General features: G+C 46.7%; 14 protein-coding genes and 1 pseudogene. 11 read left to right on the forward strand and 4 right to left on the reverse strand.

All coding sequences use genetic code 11. The annotated features are described in order from the left end of the window. Positions 1 to 5: 5 nt before the first annotated feature. The 9 genes from JW799_RS09855 (at position 6) to JW799_RS09895 (ending at position 9,851) form a co-directional block, all read left to right on the forward strand. Complete coding sequence (locus tag JW799_RS09855) at positions 6 to 539, forward strand: hypothetical protein (RefSeq protein WP_204519451.1); 534 nt, start codon at positions 6 to 8, stop codon at positions 537 to 539. A gap of 83 nt (positions 540 to 622) precedes the next feature. Then, positions 623 to 1,267 (forward strand): hypothetical protein, encoded by a 645-nt coding sequence (locus tag JW799_RS09860; protein WP_204519450.1) that lies wholly within the window; start codon positions 623 to 625, stop codon positions 1,265 to 1,267. A gap of 11 nt (positions 1,268 to 1,278) precedes the next feature. Next, the gene (locus JW799_RS09865; RefSeq protein ID WP_204519449.1) at positions 1,279 to 2,235 is read left to right on the forward strand and encodes a hypothetical protein; all 957 of its coding nucleotides are present in this window, start codon (positions 1,279 to 1,281) and stop codon (positions 2,233 to 2,235) included. A 150-nt stretch (positions 2,236 to 2,385) separates the two neighbouring features. After that, positions 2,386 to 3,900: a DUF262 domain-containing protein gene (locus JW799_RS09870; RefSeq protein ID WP_205429582.1), complete on the forward strand. Its 1,515-nt coding sequence runs from the start codon at positions 2,386 to 2,388 to the stop codon at positions 3,898 to 3,900. Positions 3,901 to 3,979: 79 nt separating this feature from the next. Next, complete coding sequence (locus JW799_RS09875; protein ID WP_205428726.1) at positions 3,980 to 5,428, forward strand: transposase; 1,449 nt, start codon at positions 3,980 to 3,982, stop codon at positions 5,426 to 5,428. A gap of 1,056 nt (positions 5,429 to 6,484) precedes the next feature. Next, positions 6,485 to 7,678, forward strand: a complete 1,194-nt coding sequence (locus JW799_RS09880; RefSeq protein ID WP_080832042.1) for a transposase — start codon at positions 6,485 to 6,487, stop codon at positions 7,676 to 7,678. 319 nt (positions 7,679 to 7,997) lie between these two features. Continuing rightward, entirely contained in the window at positions 7,998 to 8,834 is an 837-nt protein-coding gene (locus JW799_RS09885) for a hypothetical protein (RefSeq protein ID WP_205429585.1), read from the forward strand. Between the two features lie 250 nt (positions 8,835 to 9,084). Further along, positions 9,085 to 9,579, forward strand: coding sequence for a transposase (locus JW799_RS09890; RefSeq protein WP_205429587.1), 495 nt, complete (start codon positions 9,085 to 9,087; stop codon positions 9,577 to 9,579). Beyond that, a complete protein-coding gene (locus JW799_RS09895; RefSeq protein WP_205429589.1) occupies positions 9,576 to 9,851 on the forward strand; it encodes a transposase in 276 nt (91 codons plus the stop codon). Before JW799_RS09890 ends, JW799_RS09895 begins: the two co-directional genes overlap by 4 nt. Here the strand turns inward: JW799_RS09895 and istB (JW799_RS09900) are convergent. Further along, a complete protein-coding gene (gene istB / locus JW799_RS09900) occupies positions 9,835 to 10,587 on the reverse strand; it encodes an IS21-like element helper ATPase IstB (RefSeq protein WP_205429591.1) in 753 nt (250 codons plus the stop codon). The genes JW799_RS09895 and istB (JW799_RS09900) overlap by 17 nt on opposite strands. Next, the gene (istA, locus tag JW799_RS09905; protein ID WP_240353218.1) at positions 10,584 to 12,050 is read right to left on the reverse strand and encodes an IS21 family transposase; all 1,467 of its coding nucleotides are present in this window, start codon (positions 12,048 to 12,050) and stop codon (positions 10,584 to 10,586) included. Before istA (JW799_RS09905) ends, istB (JW799_RS09900) begins: the two co-directional genes overlap by 4 nt. Before the next feature lie 145 nt (positions 12,051 to 12,195). Here istA (JW799_RS09905) and JW799_RS09910 point away from each other — a divergent pair. Then, a pseudogene (locus JW799_RS09910) lies at positions 12,196 to 13,086 on the forward strand (IS3 family transposase); the annotation flags it as partial. A 209-nt stretch (positions 13,087 to 13,295) separates the two neighbouring features. Beyond that, positions 13,296 to 13,769: an HXXEE domain-containing protein gene (locus JW799_RS09915; RefSeq protein ID WP_205429595.1), complete on the forward strand. Its 474-nt coding sequence runs from the start codon at positions 13,296 to 13,298 to the stop codon at positions 13,767 to 13,769. On the opposite strand, the gene istB (JW799_RS09920) is transcribed toward JW799_RS09915, so the two are convergent. Together istB (JW799_RS09920) and istA (JW799_RS09925) are read right to left on the reverse strand one after the other, a co-directional pair. Next, the gene (gene istB / locus JW799_RS09920) at positions 13,766 to 14,569 is read right to left on the reverse strand and encodes an IS21-like element helper ATPase IstB (RefSeq protein WP_205428207.1); all 804 of its coding nucleotides are present in this window, start codon (positions 14,567 to 14,569) and stop codon (positions 13,766 to 13,768) included. The genes JW799_RS09915 and istB (JW799_RS09920) overlap by 4 nt on opposite strands. Further along, entirely contained in the window at positions 14,566 to 15,789 is a 1,224-nt protein-coding gene (istA, locus tag JW799_RS09925) for an IS21 family transposase (protein ID WP_205428206.1), read from the reverse strand. Before istA (JW799_RS09925) ends, istB (JW799_RS09920) begins: the two co-directional genes overlap by 4 nt. Positions 15,790 to 16,189 lie beyond the last annotated feature (400 nt).

Consider the following 16,189-nt stretch of genomic DNA (forward strand, 5'->3'; position numbering starts at 1 on the left):
TTATAATGCAAATTTTTAAGCTTTTCTATACTGAGAGGGTAATGCCAGAACTTAATGTGGAATTCATTAAGGGAAGTAATCCCGAAGTATTCGGTATTCAGGTTAAACCGGAGAATTATAGAGAGTTTATGAATTCACATTATAACTTGCTCCGCCGTTACAAGGTACAGCAACACATAATGTCTAATTATAAGTTCATACAACTTATTAAGTCTAAAAGTCGGTTTGGGATTCATATTGGTGACATCAAATTTACCGAAGAGGAAGATCTTGTTCAGACTAACAATGAAATGTATCTCGAATTACGCAAGGCAATTTCGGCAGATGATTTTAACTCGGTAATTGAATGTCTTCAAGCCCTTGATGCAGATGGTTATAAAATATCTAGAATTGAGTGTTTCACTGAAACTGGCGAGCGTATAAATGTTCATTACAATGGTACGATATCCTTTAGTAGTTCACTTGAAACGATGGAGCCATATATAAAGAATAGTTTATTGATTGATTATCTGGTAAAAGGTCCTGAGGTGTTACATTGAGGGACAGAATAACTGCAATTATTATAAAAACATTCTCGGACGTATTAGCCATTTGGCTCGTTTTTTCATTGGCGAATGATTCATTGACTCAGTTATTGAATGCTCATGGGTTTTCTGATCCTAAGGCTGTATTGGGTATAGTATCGGCAATAACGCTTGCAGTGTCAGGGCTATTGATAATCTGTTTAGAACTATTATTTTTTCATGTGTTATTTAAGCCCTTATCGATTGAAGTAGGCTTTTTGAGTAAAAACAATCGTCCACTGACAAAAGAAAAGTTGAAAGCCACTACAAATCCGATGGACTGCCAAGCTGATTACAAACTTAATGTTGAAATAAGTGGCGGAAACCGACTTACAAATCTGTTATTAAATGCTCTTGGGAGCGACTTGGTCATTAAGTACAGACCAGATGCATATGACACAGAGATATCGAATGGCTGGGCAACAACACCGCTGCAAAATCTATATAAAAATCGTAGTGGACAAGTAAGATATTATTGGACTGACTCATTAAGAGGCCATAATACAATTGATGAAGAAGATGCCATCATTTTAAGACCAGAGCTTATAATCAAACCTAAACGATTTGACGTCCATAAGTGCAACGTAGATGTTAGCTTACGGTCTTCTGAAAAACGACGGTTTCTCTTAAGAGCGGTCTTTTTTACACTTAAAATTTTTTTGGTTAAGTATGAGGTAAAGTCATTCAGAATAATTTTTGAATAGGGGACTTATTAATGGCGAGCACCGTATTTTACCGGTTAACAGCCGATATTGCTAGTCTTGAGAACGTCATTGAAAATATATTAACTATTAGGAAAGTTGACGATATACGACACGTTACTGAAGAACAGTTGGCACGAATTCCACAAGAAGAGAGAACCTTTGTTTCAAAGTGGAGGTCGTATGCCGATTATCCGGGTATTTCCACTTTACAAATGCCAAACAATCAAACAATAAGGTTTCTTGTAAAAGAGGCTTATGTGGAAACCTCAAAATATCGTAGGAATATGTTCGAAAACGATGAGTTGCTTCCTAAAGCCCAGAGAACAATTTTTGAAACCGTAAGAACTGTTTTCTTTGAACGCAGTGACAGAGTCTATGTTGCTATCTTTACAACAAGCCAAACAGCACTCAACAAAATAAAGCAAAAGTTGTTTGAGGATGAGACCTACATAGATACATTAGATAATGATTACTTAATTGATGGCGATTTGTTTTATTGGTTGTTCTATAAATATGAAGAGAAAAATAAGCTCATTGCAGAAAGGTTTGAAGTTGAAGCTATTTCAGGCTTTTTAGGGAATATTGCTGATGAAACCCATATAATTAGAGGAGAAAGCGAAGTCACACCCACGTTACTCGTAACAAAGGCATTTGTTAGTAAATTCCACCCGATTCGAAGTTTGAATGTTATGTTGAAACTCGATGACTATCGCTTAAGTTTTATTTTTAATGATCTGTGCCAATGCTCTATAAGTTCTAGCTGCCGAATTCCGAATAACCGCTATGATATTGAAGTAGCTTCAGCACTGGTTATTTATGCGTTTATTCTCCCATACTTATCTCATTTATTTGAAACTGATGAAGAATGGAATCCGGATACAAAAACAGTTTTTGCAAAACGTATAGGGAAGGAAGTAATCAAAGAGATTGCAGACTTTCACGGGATTGATTTGAAGAATCTTGATTAGTACACCAGGGGAACCCCCTAGTGTACTATTTTTATTTTAGTTTACCATATCAAGTGATACGGTGAACCGTACCACAAGTAACGGCAACGGATTTTTCTCCGACATAGTATATTTATGGAAAAATTGATATAATTACATGGAGGTGATCAAATGAATTTTAAGAACGATCCCAAGCCGGATATCCTTAGAATCGAAGAGTTAGTTCTTAAAGTAAAGACGGGTGACATAAAACTACCAAAGTTCCAGCGTCCCTTTGTATGGAAGAAGGAAGATATACTTGCTCTTTTGGATAGCATATATAAGAGTTACCCGATTGGAAGTATTCTACTATGGTTGACAAAAGAGAAATTGGCAAGTGAAAGAAAAATAGGTGACCTTGATATAAATGAGAGACCAGAAGAGTACCCGACTAATTATCTATTAGATGGTCAACAAAGACTTTCCACCCTATGTGGTGCTCTGTACTGGGACGGTAAAGATACCAAAAGCATGTGGAACATTGTATTCGATTTAGAAAGAGAGACCTTTATTTACCCTGAAGAGGAGGAAAAGATCGAATACTTCCCCTTAAATAAATTACTAAGTACCATTGATTTCCTTAATAAATGTAGGCAATTCGAGACTCATAAACAGAAAGAAAAATACTTCCGTAATGCAGAAAGCTTACTAAAGTCAATTAAGGACTATAAAATAGCAGCCGTTACTATTGGGGATATGAGTATCAATGAAGTTGCTCCAATCTTTGAAAGAATTAATAGTACTGGGCGTAGACTGACAATGGTAGACCTAATGCGTGCAGCTACTTGGAGTGGACAGTTTGACTTAAATGATACGATAGACAGCATTAGAACTTCGTTATCTATTCAAAGGTTTGAAGATGTTCCAGAAACTGAGATTGTACGTAATCTCTCATCTTGCGCTGGTTTTGGTATTAATAAAGATGATATTGAAAAGTTAAGAGGTTGTGATCCAGCAGTGTTAAAAGAGGCTGGGGAAAAGTGTAAGAATGCTTACGAGCATGCAGTTGATTTTATTACTAGAGAACTGCCAGTAACATCCCATGATTATATACCGTACAGCCTTCAGGTTACTATGATTGTTGACTTTTTCGATAAATGCCCGAGACCAACCTTTGAGCAAAGAGAGCAATTAAAACAATGGTTTTGGAAAACTTCTATAAGCAGGTACTTTGCTGCTTTTAATACAGCACAACTTGCAATAGACTTAAGGAATGTTCAAGATTTTGCACTTAATATCCAGTCACAGCTCAGGTTTACAAGGCTTATTGATTTTGAAAACTTTTCAAATGATAGTTTCAGATTAAATAAGGCAACTAGTAAAACATTCGGCCTTTTGCTGGCTAGTAACAAACCTTTAAGCCTATTGGACGGAACATCTATTAACACTAATACAGCTCTTGCAGTAGTTAATCGTCATGAATATCACCACATTTTTCCTAAGGCTTTTTTAAGGTCAAATGGATACAGCTTAGACCAGATCGATAATCACTCTAATATTTGCATGTTGAGCTTGGGAAACAACAGGGAGATTTCTGATACTAAACCCTCGATATACTTTAAAACGTTGATTGAGAAGCTCGGCGGGAACTTAGATCGGGTATTAGCAAGCAATCTTATTAACAAGGAAGCTTTAGAAGTCCGGTGATAAAGTCCGCGTAAGCAGGCTTTTATCACGGTTTTGTCGAATTAATATCGTAACACGACTATCGAAAGAGTGATTAGGTATGAAAGCCCGCAAGTCATCGGCTATCCAGCCTCAGATGTTCCAATTCGTGGATATGGATGAACTCGTGCCGAAAAAGCACATCCTGCGCCAACTGAACGAAGCGCTTGATTTTTCCATCGTTCATGATTGGGTGGCGCCTCTATATACGGAACGTACCGGCCGCCCGGCGGCTGACCCGGAGCGGATGGTTCGACTGATGCTGCTTTCGTATTTGTTCAACCATTCCGAACGGGAATTGTATCAACTGTTGCCCATGCATGCGGGCTATTTGTGGTTTTGCGGACTGGATTTCGAATCCGTCGTGCGCCCGGACTCATCGCGGCCGTCCCTGCCGGATCGGACGACCTTGGTGAAGACCCGGAAATTGTGGCGAACGCACGGTGTTTTTGAGAAGCTGATGAAACATGTCGTCGATCAGTGCATCGCCGCGGGACTGGTCCAACCCGATGTGCATGTCGGCGTCGACGGCACCCAGGTACGGGCCAACGCATCCATTCACAGCTTGAAAGAAATCACCCTGGCCCCGGTGGAGTCGATTGAAGACTATTTGGCTCGCATGGCCCGGCAAGATGAAGAGACCGGTGGTGTCGCCCATGATTCCGATGATGACCGACAGCCGCCCGCACCGCCCGCGCAAAAAGAGCGGCTGCTGGAAGACGAAGCGACGCATGAAGATTTTCATGGCAAAACGTTCTCGAACAAGACCCACCGCAGCGTAACGGATCCGGATGCCCGCTTGTACAAAAAGAGCAACGGTCAGGAAGCGCATTTGCGGTATTTGGTGCATGATGTGACGGATATCAAATCCGGCGTCATTCTGTCTACGCAAGCGAGCATCGCGTCCGGAACGGCTGAGCGTGAAACGAGCTTGCGGCAGCTCTTCGCGATCCGTTTTGCCCATCCGCAAATCCGGATTCGGACGCTTTCTGCCGATAAAGCCTACGGTACGACAGATTATCTGCAAGCGTTGTTCGAGCAAGGGATTGTTCCCCTGGTTTCGCTTCGCAACCTGACACTGGAAGATGTACCTGCTTGGAAACGTCAAACGAACGATCCGGAGAAACAACGCAAACGGCTGGCCAAAATCCGGGAAATCCAAATTCGAAACAAAGCCAAACGAATTCAGCTTATGGGTTCTTACCGTCATCTGCAAAAGTTGCGGACGCGGTGCGAGCATGTGTTTGCCGAAAGCAAAGTCGCGCATGGCCTGGGCCGCGCACGGAGCCGTGGATTGGACTGCATGCAAGAGCAGGCGGTGCTCACGGCCATCGTTCAAAATCTGAAAAGACTGTGCCGGTTTAAGAAAAAGCGACCACAAACCGGTGTTTTGGCATGTCCAAAACCGAAATCCGTGATGATGGAGGCAGTGTCGGACCTGCTCATTTCGGCGCTGGTTGGGTTGTTTTCCTCTTTTTTTATGCCGAAGAGACGGTTACAACTGACCTAAATCACCGGACTTTTAGATGCAGCATTGAGAGATGACTATGAAGGTTTTACTAAGGCAAGATCTTCAGAAATTATAAAGCTAGCTCGTAAGTTATGCGGGGAGTAATTTGAAATGCAGAGGCAAACATAACCCATAGTCTGCCTCTGTAATTTATAAGAGTATTTCTTTATCCATTTTCAATTTTATTGCAGCTATTTTTCTTTCCCTACTAACCGTTATTTCCTGAATCAGCGTATGCACAAGTTGCTTACGTTTCTCATGACTGATGTTCTCAAAGATAGCGCTAAAGGACGCTAACAGCCCTTTAACTGTTTCGGACGGTATAGGGGCAGAATTCGGACGGTATAGGGGCAGAATTGTTCATGTTCACTTTTTTGCTCAAGGCAGCTTGCCGTTGTGCCAATTGCTGTCCAATTTCAGATAGTTCATTGATCTTAGCTTTCAGTTCCTTCGGTTCCAACATGTCTTCTTCATAAAGCATGCAGTATTTTCCCTCTTACGTTCGATGTCAGCTATTTCTTTTTCAATCCGTTGTAGCTCCTGCTCCAGCGGCTTTTTATCGACTGTCCGTTTGCCGTTAATAGATGCTGTTAAGTCCTCGATGAGCTGAGGATTATCCAACAGCCGCTGAACACGGTTCATAATTTCTTGCCATCAAGACGATATGGTAATAAGAATAAAAAATATTGGATTAGGACCGATAATTTCTTTAAGAGTCGTCGGAATAAGGGAATTCAATTCAGGATTATTTTCACAGTTCAATATATGAAATTAAATCGCTAGAAAAGGAAGGGATAATACTATAAGTTATATGCATAGCAAATCATTTTTAACCAACACTTATCAAGTAGTTATAGAGTACTATGACATATTAGAAAATTTGTATACCCAAACAATTACTATTGTTGCTATTAAAGAAGATAATTTATTTGAGCATTTTGCATTAATCTGAGCCCTTGCTGTACAAAGGTTTTTGAGCAAAAAAAAGGGACTTCACCCCAACTTGGAGAAGTTTTCAAGTGACCAAACCAGAAAACCCAAGGGAGGGAAGTCACTTTGTATATTCTCCAAGAAAGTCTATTTTCCTTTGATGTGCTTCAAAAACTTGAATCTAAAGAACGATTGCCTATCTTTTTCAGCGCCCTGGACTTACGCCCCTATGCCAAGGAATTGAGAAGTCATTCACCCCGAGGTGCCGACGGACATTGCAGGCAAGGGATTCTTCGTGCGCTACTTGCTGCCCCGCTTGAGAACATCGATACATTTACGGGTCTACATCATCGTTTGGATGTCGATCTTCGCTTTCGTTATCAATGTGGACTTAGACTGGACCGTGAGGCTCCTTCTATCGCGACTTTAAGCCGCGTGTTCGCTGAGTTAACCAGCAAGGGGCAAGCTCAGCGCCTGTTTGATGATCTCGTTGTACAATGCAAGAAGGAGGGAATCATCGACGGAAGTCATGTGGCGATCGACAGTGCAGCGATTCATGCTTATGAGAAGAAGCAACCGAAACGGAAAAGCGAACGGACTGGCAATGCCAACTGGGGGGCTAAGTTCGATTCGTTTGGCAACAAGGTCAAGTGGTTTGGCTACAAGATTCATCTCGCCGTCGACACAACAAGCGAGCTGCCGATGGCGCTCTCCGTTACACCGGCTCACGTCAATGACGGCGATATGGCTCCGATTCTCATAGAACAAGTGGCTGCGGGTACACAGGTGAAGTTCTTTATGCTTGATGCCGGTTATGACCAGCTTAAAAACTACGAAGCAGCGCGAAATGTAAAGGCGCAGGCGATTATTCCGATGAACCTTCGCAACGAGAAGGAACCACCTGCGGGCATGACATCCAGTGGCACACCCTGTTGCTCGATGGGCTATGAAATGACTTATTGGGGCGTTGATGGAGAATACCTGAAATTCCGCTGTCCCCATGCCACGGGCAAGGTAGACTGTCCGCTTGGGATGGCTGCTTGCTCATCTTCCAACTATGGAATGGTCGTCAAAGTCGATACGAAAAGCGATTTGCGTCGTTATTCAAGTCCACATCGAGACACCAAACGCTGGAAGGAGTTGTATAACGAAAGAACCAGCGTAGAACGATGCAACTCCAGGTTGAAAACCTATCTCACCGCAGACGCCATGCACGTCTGGGGTATTCAAAAGGTGACAACTCACCAATACCTAAACGCCATTGTGTTATTAGCTTCTGCGTTAGCGATGGCTCGTCAATCCAAGAACGCCGCCGCTTAAATTTTTTGATTCAGTAAAAATTCTGCAGGTCTGCCCATTTTTGAAAATTAAAGTCGATTTAGCTAGAAAGCTGGTTTAATTGGCCCCATAATTCCACTACCTACTTCAAAAACGGAATTATGCAAAATGCTCATTTAAGAAAGTTCACATCAATAGCATTTCTAAACAAGAGTTTTCCATAAAAGAATAAACATAAAAGTAGACCTAGACTTGGCATGGATTTGCCACATTTTAAGGCAGTAAATTTCGGACAACTCCTTGGCGGGATTCTGAATGTGAGAGGCGTCATGTAGTATGGTCAGAGCTAGGAGGGGAAAGCTTGTTTAATATTACTCATGAGGAAATGGCAGAAGTGCAGGAATATTTAGATAAAGAGTTTCCATCTCCCAAAGAACAAATAGTTGAAATAGGAAGTATATTTGCAATGTTGGAGGACGTCGAAGAAACAATCACGATTAGAAGACTAATAATGGATTTAGATGATCTCATTTTACAAAGCAGATGGTATTTGGGACATTCAATATTGATTTTAAAGAAATATCCTCACATTAAAGATACAGGCAGTGACGATAACCCATTAGTGAAGGGGCGAGGAATGCCATCTTCTGTTCATCTCCTATTGAGAGAGTACATTGTAGATTCAGAAAGAGTCATGTTCACTGATTTGACTGAATCTTGGCGCGGAGGTACGGTTGCAGGCTGGATATACAATTCCTTGATTGATAGTGCATTATATAGAATTCTTGCTGCACTTGATAGAATAGCACATGTTTTGTGGACTTTAGCCGGTTTAAAAAAAGAGAATATTTATTTTAGAAGTAGAAAATTAGAAAAGATACACGCTAAAATCCAGATGAAAGAAACAAATGAATTGTTAGATATAGCCAAAAGCCCATTATATGAATTTTTGTTATCTTATAGAGATGGTTTTTCGCACAACAAGAAATTTTATTCACGAATAGCTGGGTATCCTCCAGAAGATATTTACACTGACTCGGAAGGTAATCGTGTGTCAGTTAATAATATTTCACTGGATGCAGAATATCTACTAGCATTAGGAAATGCTGCATATTCAAATTTAAACTTGGTTATGTCCTATTTCAGCAATATATGTAATGGATATATGTTACCATTTCGTAGAAAGGACTACGTCTGATTTGATATATCGGAATTTACGCCCTTTGTTAGCAGAGGATGTCGAGTGACGAGAGCTGCGGACAACCCTCAAAATCCGTTGCCGTTTCCCCCGCCGCGGTGAACCGTATCATAAGTAACGGCAAACTGATTCACTTGTATTACGAGAAATAATACCTTAAGAAGGTTATGAAATTCCCCCTCTGTCAGAATAGTTGTCGTACCCCCAAAATGAATATATAGTGGGGAGAAACGAGGACGAGGTGGAGAACATGAATCCCGTAACCAAAGAATTCAAGCAGAGCATTGTACAGCGTATGATGCCACCGTACAATGAGCCGGTCAGTCGGCTTGCTAAGGAAATTGGTCTATCGGAGACGACGCTCTTTAAGTGGAAGAAGGCAGCGAAAGCACAAGGTATGACGCCCACCGATGACGTACAGCCCGAACGTTGGAGTAAGCAGGAGAAGTTCGCTGTCGTCGTCGAAACCGCAAGTTTGAGCGAAATCGAACTGGCAGAGTATTGTCGGACAAAAGGGCTGTTTGTTGAGCAGGTGGAAGCATGGCGCGATGCGTGTATGCAAGCCAATGGCGGAATCGCCTCGCAAGCGAACAGGCTTCAGAAGGAACTCCGCGAGAAAGAGCAAGAGAACAAGGCATTAAATCGAGAGCTTAAGCGCAAAGAAGCAGCGCTCGCCGAAGCCGCCGCCTTGTTGGTGTTGCGAAAAAAGGCCCAAGCGATCTGGGGGGACCAAGAGGACGAATGATCAGTGCCTCAGATCGCGAGCATGCCCTTACACTGATTCAAGAAGCCGTTGCCGCCGGCGCAAGAGAAGCGGCTGCTTGCCGAGAGCTCGGACTGACTCAGCGGACGCTTCAACGCTGGCGCAAGCAAGGCGGTACCGTAGACGGACGCCCTCACGCCAATCGTCCAACACCCGCTAACAAGCTATGTATTTCGTCAAGCAAAAATCCCAAAAAAAATCGTGCATTTTTCCCCATCATCATCGCGGGGAATTTTTTTACCGTTCTTTCATGAGCGCATGCTTCATCCGGTAGCTCTCGCCCTCAAAAACGAGCAGGTGTCCATGGTGTGCCAAACGGTCAATCATGGCCGCGGCCATCTGGTCGTCGGTGAAGACAGTCCCCCACTTGGAGAACTCCAGATTCGTCGTAATAACCAGGCTACGGCTCTCGTAGCTGTCCGCAATCACTCGAAAGAGCAGCTGCGAGCCGTCCTTGTCGACGGGGATATAGCCCCACTCGTCAAGTATGAGTAGCTGGCAGCGCTGGATCTCGCTCATTAGACGCTCGAGCGTACCGCCGCGCTTCGCTTCAGCAAGGCGCATCACGAGTTCAGCCACCGTGTAAAATTTCACCGTCAAACCGAGTTCGCAGGCACGCAGGCCGGCAGCAATGGCCAGATGCGTCTTGCCCGTGCCAACCGGCCCGTACAGGACGAGATTCCGTCGGCCTTCAATAAATGTTCCTTCCGTCAGATCGCTCCACTGCAGGGAACTTGGCAGCTTGACGCCATGGCGCTCGTAACCGTCCAGCGTCTTGTAGACCGGAAAACCGGCACGGCTGAGCAGCCTGGCGCGGCGGCTACGCTCCCGGCTTTCCATTTCTTCAGCGAGCACGCGGTGCAAAAACTCTTCCTGCCGCGGTGTCGCCTCCGTCTCGCATAGCTGGACAGCGCGCTGGCTGAGCACAAGCTTCTTGCAGAATGCTGAGATTTCGGCGCGTAACGCCTCACGTTCCCGTACCACGCTCATGACCTCACCCCGTCGACAGGCTCCAGCATCCGGTCATACACGCTCAGATCGACACTTGGGCTTTCCTCGGGCTCGAACGAGGCCAGCCTTGCAGCAAGCACGACGCTGTTCGCGCTGGTGAGCCTTCCGAGCTTCGTCGCTTCCTCCATCGCTTGCAGGGCTGTATCGAATCCATAGCGACCGGAGAGCTGCTCCATCGTCGCCAGCGTTTCCTTGAGCTCCATGCGTTCCAGCTTGTCCAGCTCTTCACGCAGCGCATCCGGAATCGCGCCACGCAACTGGCTGTTCCGCCAAGCGCCGGGGTTCTGCAGCAAGCGGCTGAGCGTGGTCCGCACATCGACGCTGTCCGTCCGTTGCTTACCGAACAGACGGAGATGAACCGTAATCGGCTCGCCGCTTGGCAGCAACGGTTCCACTGTATGGGCGCCAATTCGCACGGTCACTTCACGCCCGGCCCACTCCGGCGACGAGGAGTAGAAGTGCTTGCCGTCAATCGAGAACTTGCCGTAACCGTCTGTCTTTACTCGCGCATAGCGGCATGCGGCGAATGGATGGCGCGGCAAGTAAAGCAGCGCGTTCTTGTCCTCCTCAAAGAGCAGATGGATCGGGACGCCTTTCTTGTAATGCTCGCGCTGCCAGTCGGCTTCGCAGCGACCGAGCAGTTCCTCGTTAAAGGCCTGAATGTCCGTCACGACCGGCAGCGGTACAAAGAAGTTGCGCCTGAAGTAGCCGACCTTGTTTTCGACATTGCCTTTCTCGTGCCCCGCGTACGGATTGCAGAAGGTGACCTCGAAGCCGTAATGGGCCTTGAAGCGCAGGAACAGGTCAGCCATTCGGACGTTCTCGTTCACCCGGCGGCCTACGCCGCTGGCATTGTCAAAGACCAGCCTTCCCGGAACGCCACCGATCTGGTGGAAGATGTCCCTTAAGCCATGAACCACGCACTCCGCCGTCTCACCGCCAAACAGCTGGGTATAGCCAGCATTGCTATAGGGAAAGGTTACGCACAGATACTTGCAGGCTTTCTTCTCACCGGTGGCATCGTAGATGTCTGCTTCTCCGAAGTCGACCTGCGCTTCACCCGGCGGCCACTTGAGTTCCAGCGTCCCTTCCTGGTGCCGCGCTTCCCGCAGGCCCCGTACATATCGCTGAACCAGTGGATAGGAGGCGTCGTATTCTGGGCACTCCGCTACAAGCCGGTTATGGATACGCTGTGCCGTGTGCCGCTGCTTGTACCGATTTTTGCGATCTTCCTCCAGCCAGCTCTGAATGAGTGGCTTGTACGGATCCAGCTTGGACGGCTGCACGACAGCCGCTTTCGGTTTCCGATTCTCAAACGTGTCGGACTTCATGACTTTCCTCACCGTCTTTCGGTCGATCTGCAGCCGCTCGGCAATCGCGCTCGGCCCCAGCCCTTTGCTCTGCATATTCTTGATCGTTTCGATCTGACTTATCTTTAACATCTCCCCGCCCCGCACCCCTCGTCATCGTCTACGATTAGGGTATCGGAGTTGCTAGATTCGGTCCATTTCCGCACGATTAAAGTGGGGAATTTTGCACGATTTTTTTGGGGAAATCCGTTTGATCATTTTGGGTACTTTTATCTTACCGTATACAAAGCTAAGCGATGCAGAAGAGAAACAGGTGCTGGAGGTTCTTCAGCAGCCGCCGTACAGGAGCCTGCCGCCAAGCCAGATTGTGCCGGCGCTGGCCGATGAAGGAACCTACATCGCCTCCGAGTCCAGCTTTTACCGGGTGATGCATAAATACAATCAGCAGCACCATCGCGGGCGCAGCAAGAAACGCACGCCTAAACCCATCACCAGCCACGCTGCGAGCGGCCCGAATGAAGTATGGATGTGGGATATCACTTGGTTGCCAGGGCCCGTGAAGGGGTTGTTCTTCTACCTGTATCTCATCCTGGATTTGTACAGCCGTAAAATTGTAGGCTGGGAGATTTGGGAAGAAGAGTCTGCCGAGCATGCCAGTCAATTGATCCGTCGTACGGTCGTGCGAGAGCAATGCGTGATTCGTCGGCAGCCGCTTGTGCTTCACTCGGATAACGGAAGCCCGATGAAGGGGGCCACGTTGCTGGAGACCCTGTACAGTTTGGGCATTACCCCCTCTCGAAGCCGACCACGCGTCAGCAACGACAACCCTTACGCAGAATCGATTTTCCGCACATGCAAGTACCGTCCTGGCTATCCAACGGAAGGCTTTAAGGCCTTGTCAGAGGCGCGTGAATGGGTCATGCGATTTGTTCGCTGGTACAATGAAGAGCATCGACACAGCGGACTGAATTTTATTACGCCCAACCAGCGGCATGAAGGATTAGCAGACCAAGTATTTGAAAAACGCAAGGAAATTTATACGGCCGCAAAAGCCAGAAACCCCAATCGCTGGTCTGGCACCATTCGCAATTGGAGCCTGGAAGATGAAGTCTGGCTGAATCCTGAAAAAGTGACGCTTATTCAAGCTGCAAAAAAATCGCTATCTTAACGTTTACTTTCCCTAAGAAATCGCGACAACTATCTTGACAAATACCGAATTAGGAGAAATTGAGAGAGAATAAAGGATTAATTCGAAGAAGGTGTTGGCTGGACAGGACAAACCGTCAGTTTGTCACATTATTTACGGGTCAAGATGCTGGGGCGAGATTAACACGAGGACTCTGCAAACAATTAAACCGGGAAATCGAGGTTGAGACGATGAGTCTGCTCAGAAAGCATTGGTTTGATTTGGGATTGCTGTTCGCCGTTCTGGCTTCTCTTCTTGTATGGGTTCGGTTTGGTCAGTTAAACGACCTGCAGCTGCTGTTATGGATCAGTCTTATCACCTTGTGGCTTCATCAGTTTGAGGAGTATCGCTATCCCGGATATTTTCCGGGTATGATGAACAAGGTGATGTTCCAGAGCGAACAGCCGGACCGCTACCCGCTGAATACCAATACGTCGCTGGTGGTCAACGTTTATATCGGATGGTCGCTTTATCTGCTTGCCGCCTTGCTGGCAGAGCATGCAATTTGGCTGGCGATGGCCAGCATTCTGGTGTCATTCGGCAACGTTTTGGCCCACACGTTCATGTTCAACATCCGGGGGAGAACGGCGTATAACCCCGGTATGGCGACGGCCATTCTCTTATTTTTGCCTTTGACCGTCGGCTTCTGTCAACGCCGGAATTAAATTGACCCACTAGCGCCGGGATAATTTTGACCCACCTGTGCGCTTGGTGACGAATAGATTCCGGTTTTTAGTTTTTCTTTAAGCCTGTAGCTGTTCCCACGGATGTTTACTACGTGGGAATGATGGAGGAGGCGATCAAGCACGGCCGTTGCAAGAACGGCATCTCCCATAAGTTCGCCCCACTCACCAAAGCTTTTGTTACTGGTCAGGATCATGCTGCTTTTCTCGTACCGAGCACAGACCAGTTGGAAAAACAGGTTCGCACCCAGTGGGTCCAGGGGGAGATAGCCCACCTCGTCGACGATGAGTATCCGAGGACGAAGATAAACCCTCATTCGCTTCTCCAATCGGTTTTCCTCGTACGCCTTTCGCAAATCGCTAACTAGTTGAGCGAGCGAAACGAAATACACCGGCAAGCCTTGTCCAATCGCCTCCATCGCAATTGCGACGGCTAAATGGGTCTTCCCGACGCCGGGAGGGCCGAGAAAGAGAACATTCTCCTGCCTCCCAACGAATGTTAATGCAGCAAGTTCACGAATCAGGCGCTCATCAAGCCCAGGTTGAAACGTGAAGTCGAAATCACTTAGCGTTCGTCGATACGGTAGATGCGAAAGTTTCATTCGTACCTCAACGTTTCGGCGTTGACGCTCCAAAATCTCAGCCTCCAGCAACTCGTTTAGGAAAGTGAGGTAAGTGCTTTGGCTTCTGCCGGCGGCCTCTAACTTTGCATCGAGAGCTTGGGCAGCTTGTTCTAAGCCGAGTTCCTCCAGACGGAGGCGAGCTTGTTCTAGTGCAATCATGCGCCCACCTCCACAAGGCGATCATAAACATCGAGAGATCGCACCTCCACATCTTGTTCAGGTATCTGAAGCCCTTGAGGCCTTGGGTAGGCATAGCCTTGCGCCGTACTCAGGTTGGTGTACTGGTTCTCGCACATGACAAGCGTTCGTGATCGGTATTGCTTTTCATGCTGGGCAATGAGCTGCTTCTCAGAATAAATCTCGACTATGCCATTCACTTCACGCACCTTCACATCACGGCCACTGAACCGCCAAGGAACGCCGTACCGTACGCCATCGTAGCTGACGAATCCGTCCCGGCTGGCCTTTCGAGGCTCGAATCGGTACTTTTCCCAGCGCTCCGGAGTTGGCAACGGCCCAAGCGCTTCATTGGCCAAACGGTCGAATGGTCTTTCGCCGGTTGTGCCATGAATGCGGCGATTTTGTTCGTCACACCACTTCCGGGCCTGGCGGTTCAGATCACCGAGATCCGTGAATTGTCTTCCTGGCATGAAGTTCTGCTCGATGAACTGAACGCTTCGTTCGACTTTGCCTTTGGTTTGTGGACGTCGTACGCGGCAGACCTTAGGGATCATGCCGATGGCTGCGGCGAAGTCTTCAAACAACGGATGCCAGCGCGGCTTTCGGTCGTCGCCCATGCCCAAGATGACGGTTTTCATCTGGTCGGTGAGCATCGTTTTCGGGACGCCGCCAAAGTATTCTAGGGCGTTCATCAAGCAGCGTAGAAAGCTGTGGATGTCACAGCGTTTCGTAAACTCCATATACGTCGCGCGGGAGTGGCCCAAAACCATTGCAAAGACAGGGATCTTCCGAACCTCCCCGGTTAGATCGACGTACTCGCAAATCTTCCAGTCTACCTGTGCTTGTTGTCCAGGTTTCGTCTCGTAGCGTTGCACAGCCGGCGCCTGTTTTGGAGGACGATGCGGCTTCACATAGTCCTTGATGATCGTAATTCCACCGCCATATCCTTGTTCTCTTAAGAGACGTAGTAGAACTTCACAATTGAATATTCCTTTGGCCAAGTAAAGATCCAACTGGGACTTGTATGGATCTAGTTTGGAAGCTCTTTTCTTGCGGGGATTGGGTTCAGGGATACCATCGGCTCTAAGATATTTACGAATCGTATTTCTCGAATGACCCGTCTCCCGCATGATCTCACGGATACTCTTGCCGCTAGCTTGAAGTTCATGTAATCTAATCACTGTCCCACTCCTTAGCATATTTCCTCCTCTCCAAATATCTTGGCCGATATTCTCGAGGAGATATATTCTACAGGGGTGGGTCATTTTCATTCCGGCGCTGGTGGGTCAATTATATCCCGGCGGTGACAGCTTCTTTTATTTGATCCATGATCGGCATTTGGTCTCGCCGCTAGATTATGCGATCGGAGTCCCGTTCGGAATCGCGCTCAATTATATCGGGATTCTGAAGACGATCGATTGGATGAAGAACGCACGCACGCCTTTCATTTTCCCACAGCGTTGCATGCCGCCCAGCCATCGTGCCAACATCACGGCAAAGTCCCGGATCAAGAGCTAGCCTAATTGGCGATCTCGGACAGAACCAATATTATATAGGTGTTTGAACGACATGAAAGTGTGAACTGCACCCCGTCAAGTA

Origin of the sequence: Cohnella algarum, from assembly GCF_016937515.1 — a bacterium.
GTDB classification, from domain to species: domain Bacteria; phylum Bacillota; class Bacilli; order Paenibacillales; family Paenibacillaceae; genus Cohnella; species Cohnella algarum.

Coding starts and splice junctions, on each gene's coding strand:
- JW799_RS09855 (WP_204519451.1), top strand. CDS start 6: ATGCAAATTTTTAAGCTTTTCTATACTGAGAGGGTAATGCCAGAACTT.
- istA (WP_240353218.1), bottom strand. CDS start 12,050: ATGTTAAAGATAAGTCAGATCGAAACGATCAAGAATATGCAGAGCAAA.
- JW799_RS09875 (WP_205428726.1), top strand. CDS start 3,980: ATGAAAGCCCGCAAGTCATCGGCTATCCAGCCTCAGATGTTCCAATTC.
- JW799_RS09890 (WP_205429587.1), top strand. CDS start 9,085: ATGAATCCCGTAACCAAAGAATTCAAGCAGAGCATTGTACAGCGTATG.
- istB (WP_205428207.1), bottom strand. CDS start 14,569: ATGATTGCACTAGAACAAGCTCGCCTCCGTCTGGAGGAACTCGGCTTA.
- istA (WP_205428206.1), bottom strand. CDS start 15,789: ATGCTAAGGAGTGGGACAGTGATTAGATTACATGAACTTCAAGCTAGC.
- JW799_RS09870 (WP_205429582.1), top strand. CDS start 2,386: ATGAATTTTAAGAACGATCCCAAGCCGGATATCCTTAGAATCGAAGAG.
- JW799_RS09865 (WP_204519449.1), top strand. CDS start 1,279: ATGGCGAGCACCGTATTTTACCGGTTAACAGCCGATATTGCTAGTCTT.
- JW799_RS09895 (WP_205429589.1), top strand. CDS start 9,576: ATGATCAGTGCCTCAGATCGCGAGCATGCCCTTACACTGATTCAAGAA.
- JW799_RS09915 (WP_205429595.1), top strand. CDS start 13,296: ATGAGTCTGCTCAGAAAGCATTGGTTTGATTTGGGATTGCTGTTCGCC.
- istB (WP_205429591.1), bottom strand. CDS start 10,587: ATGAGCGTGGTACGGGAACGTGAGGCGTTACGCGCCGAAATCTCAGCA.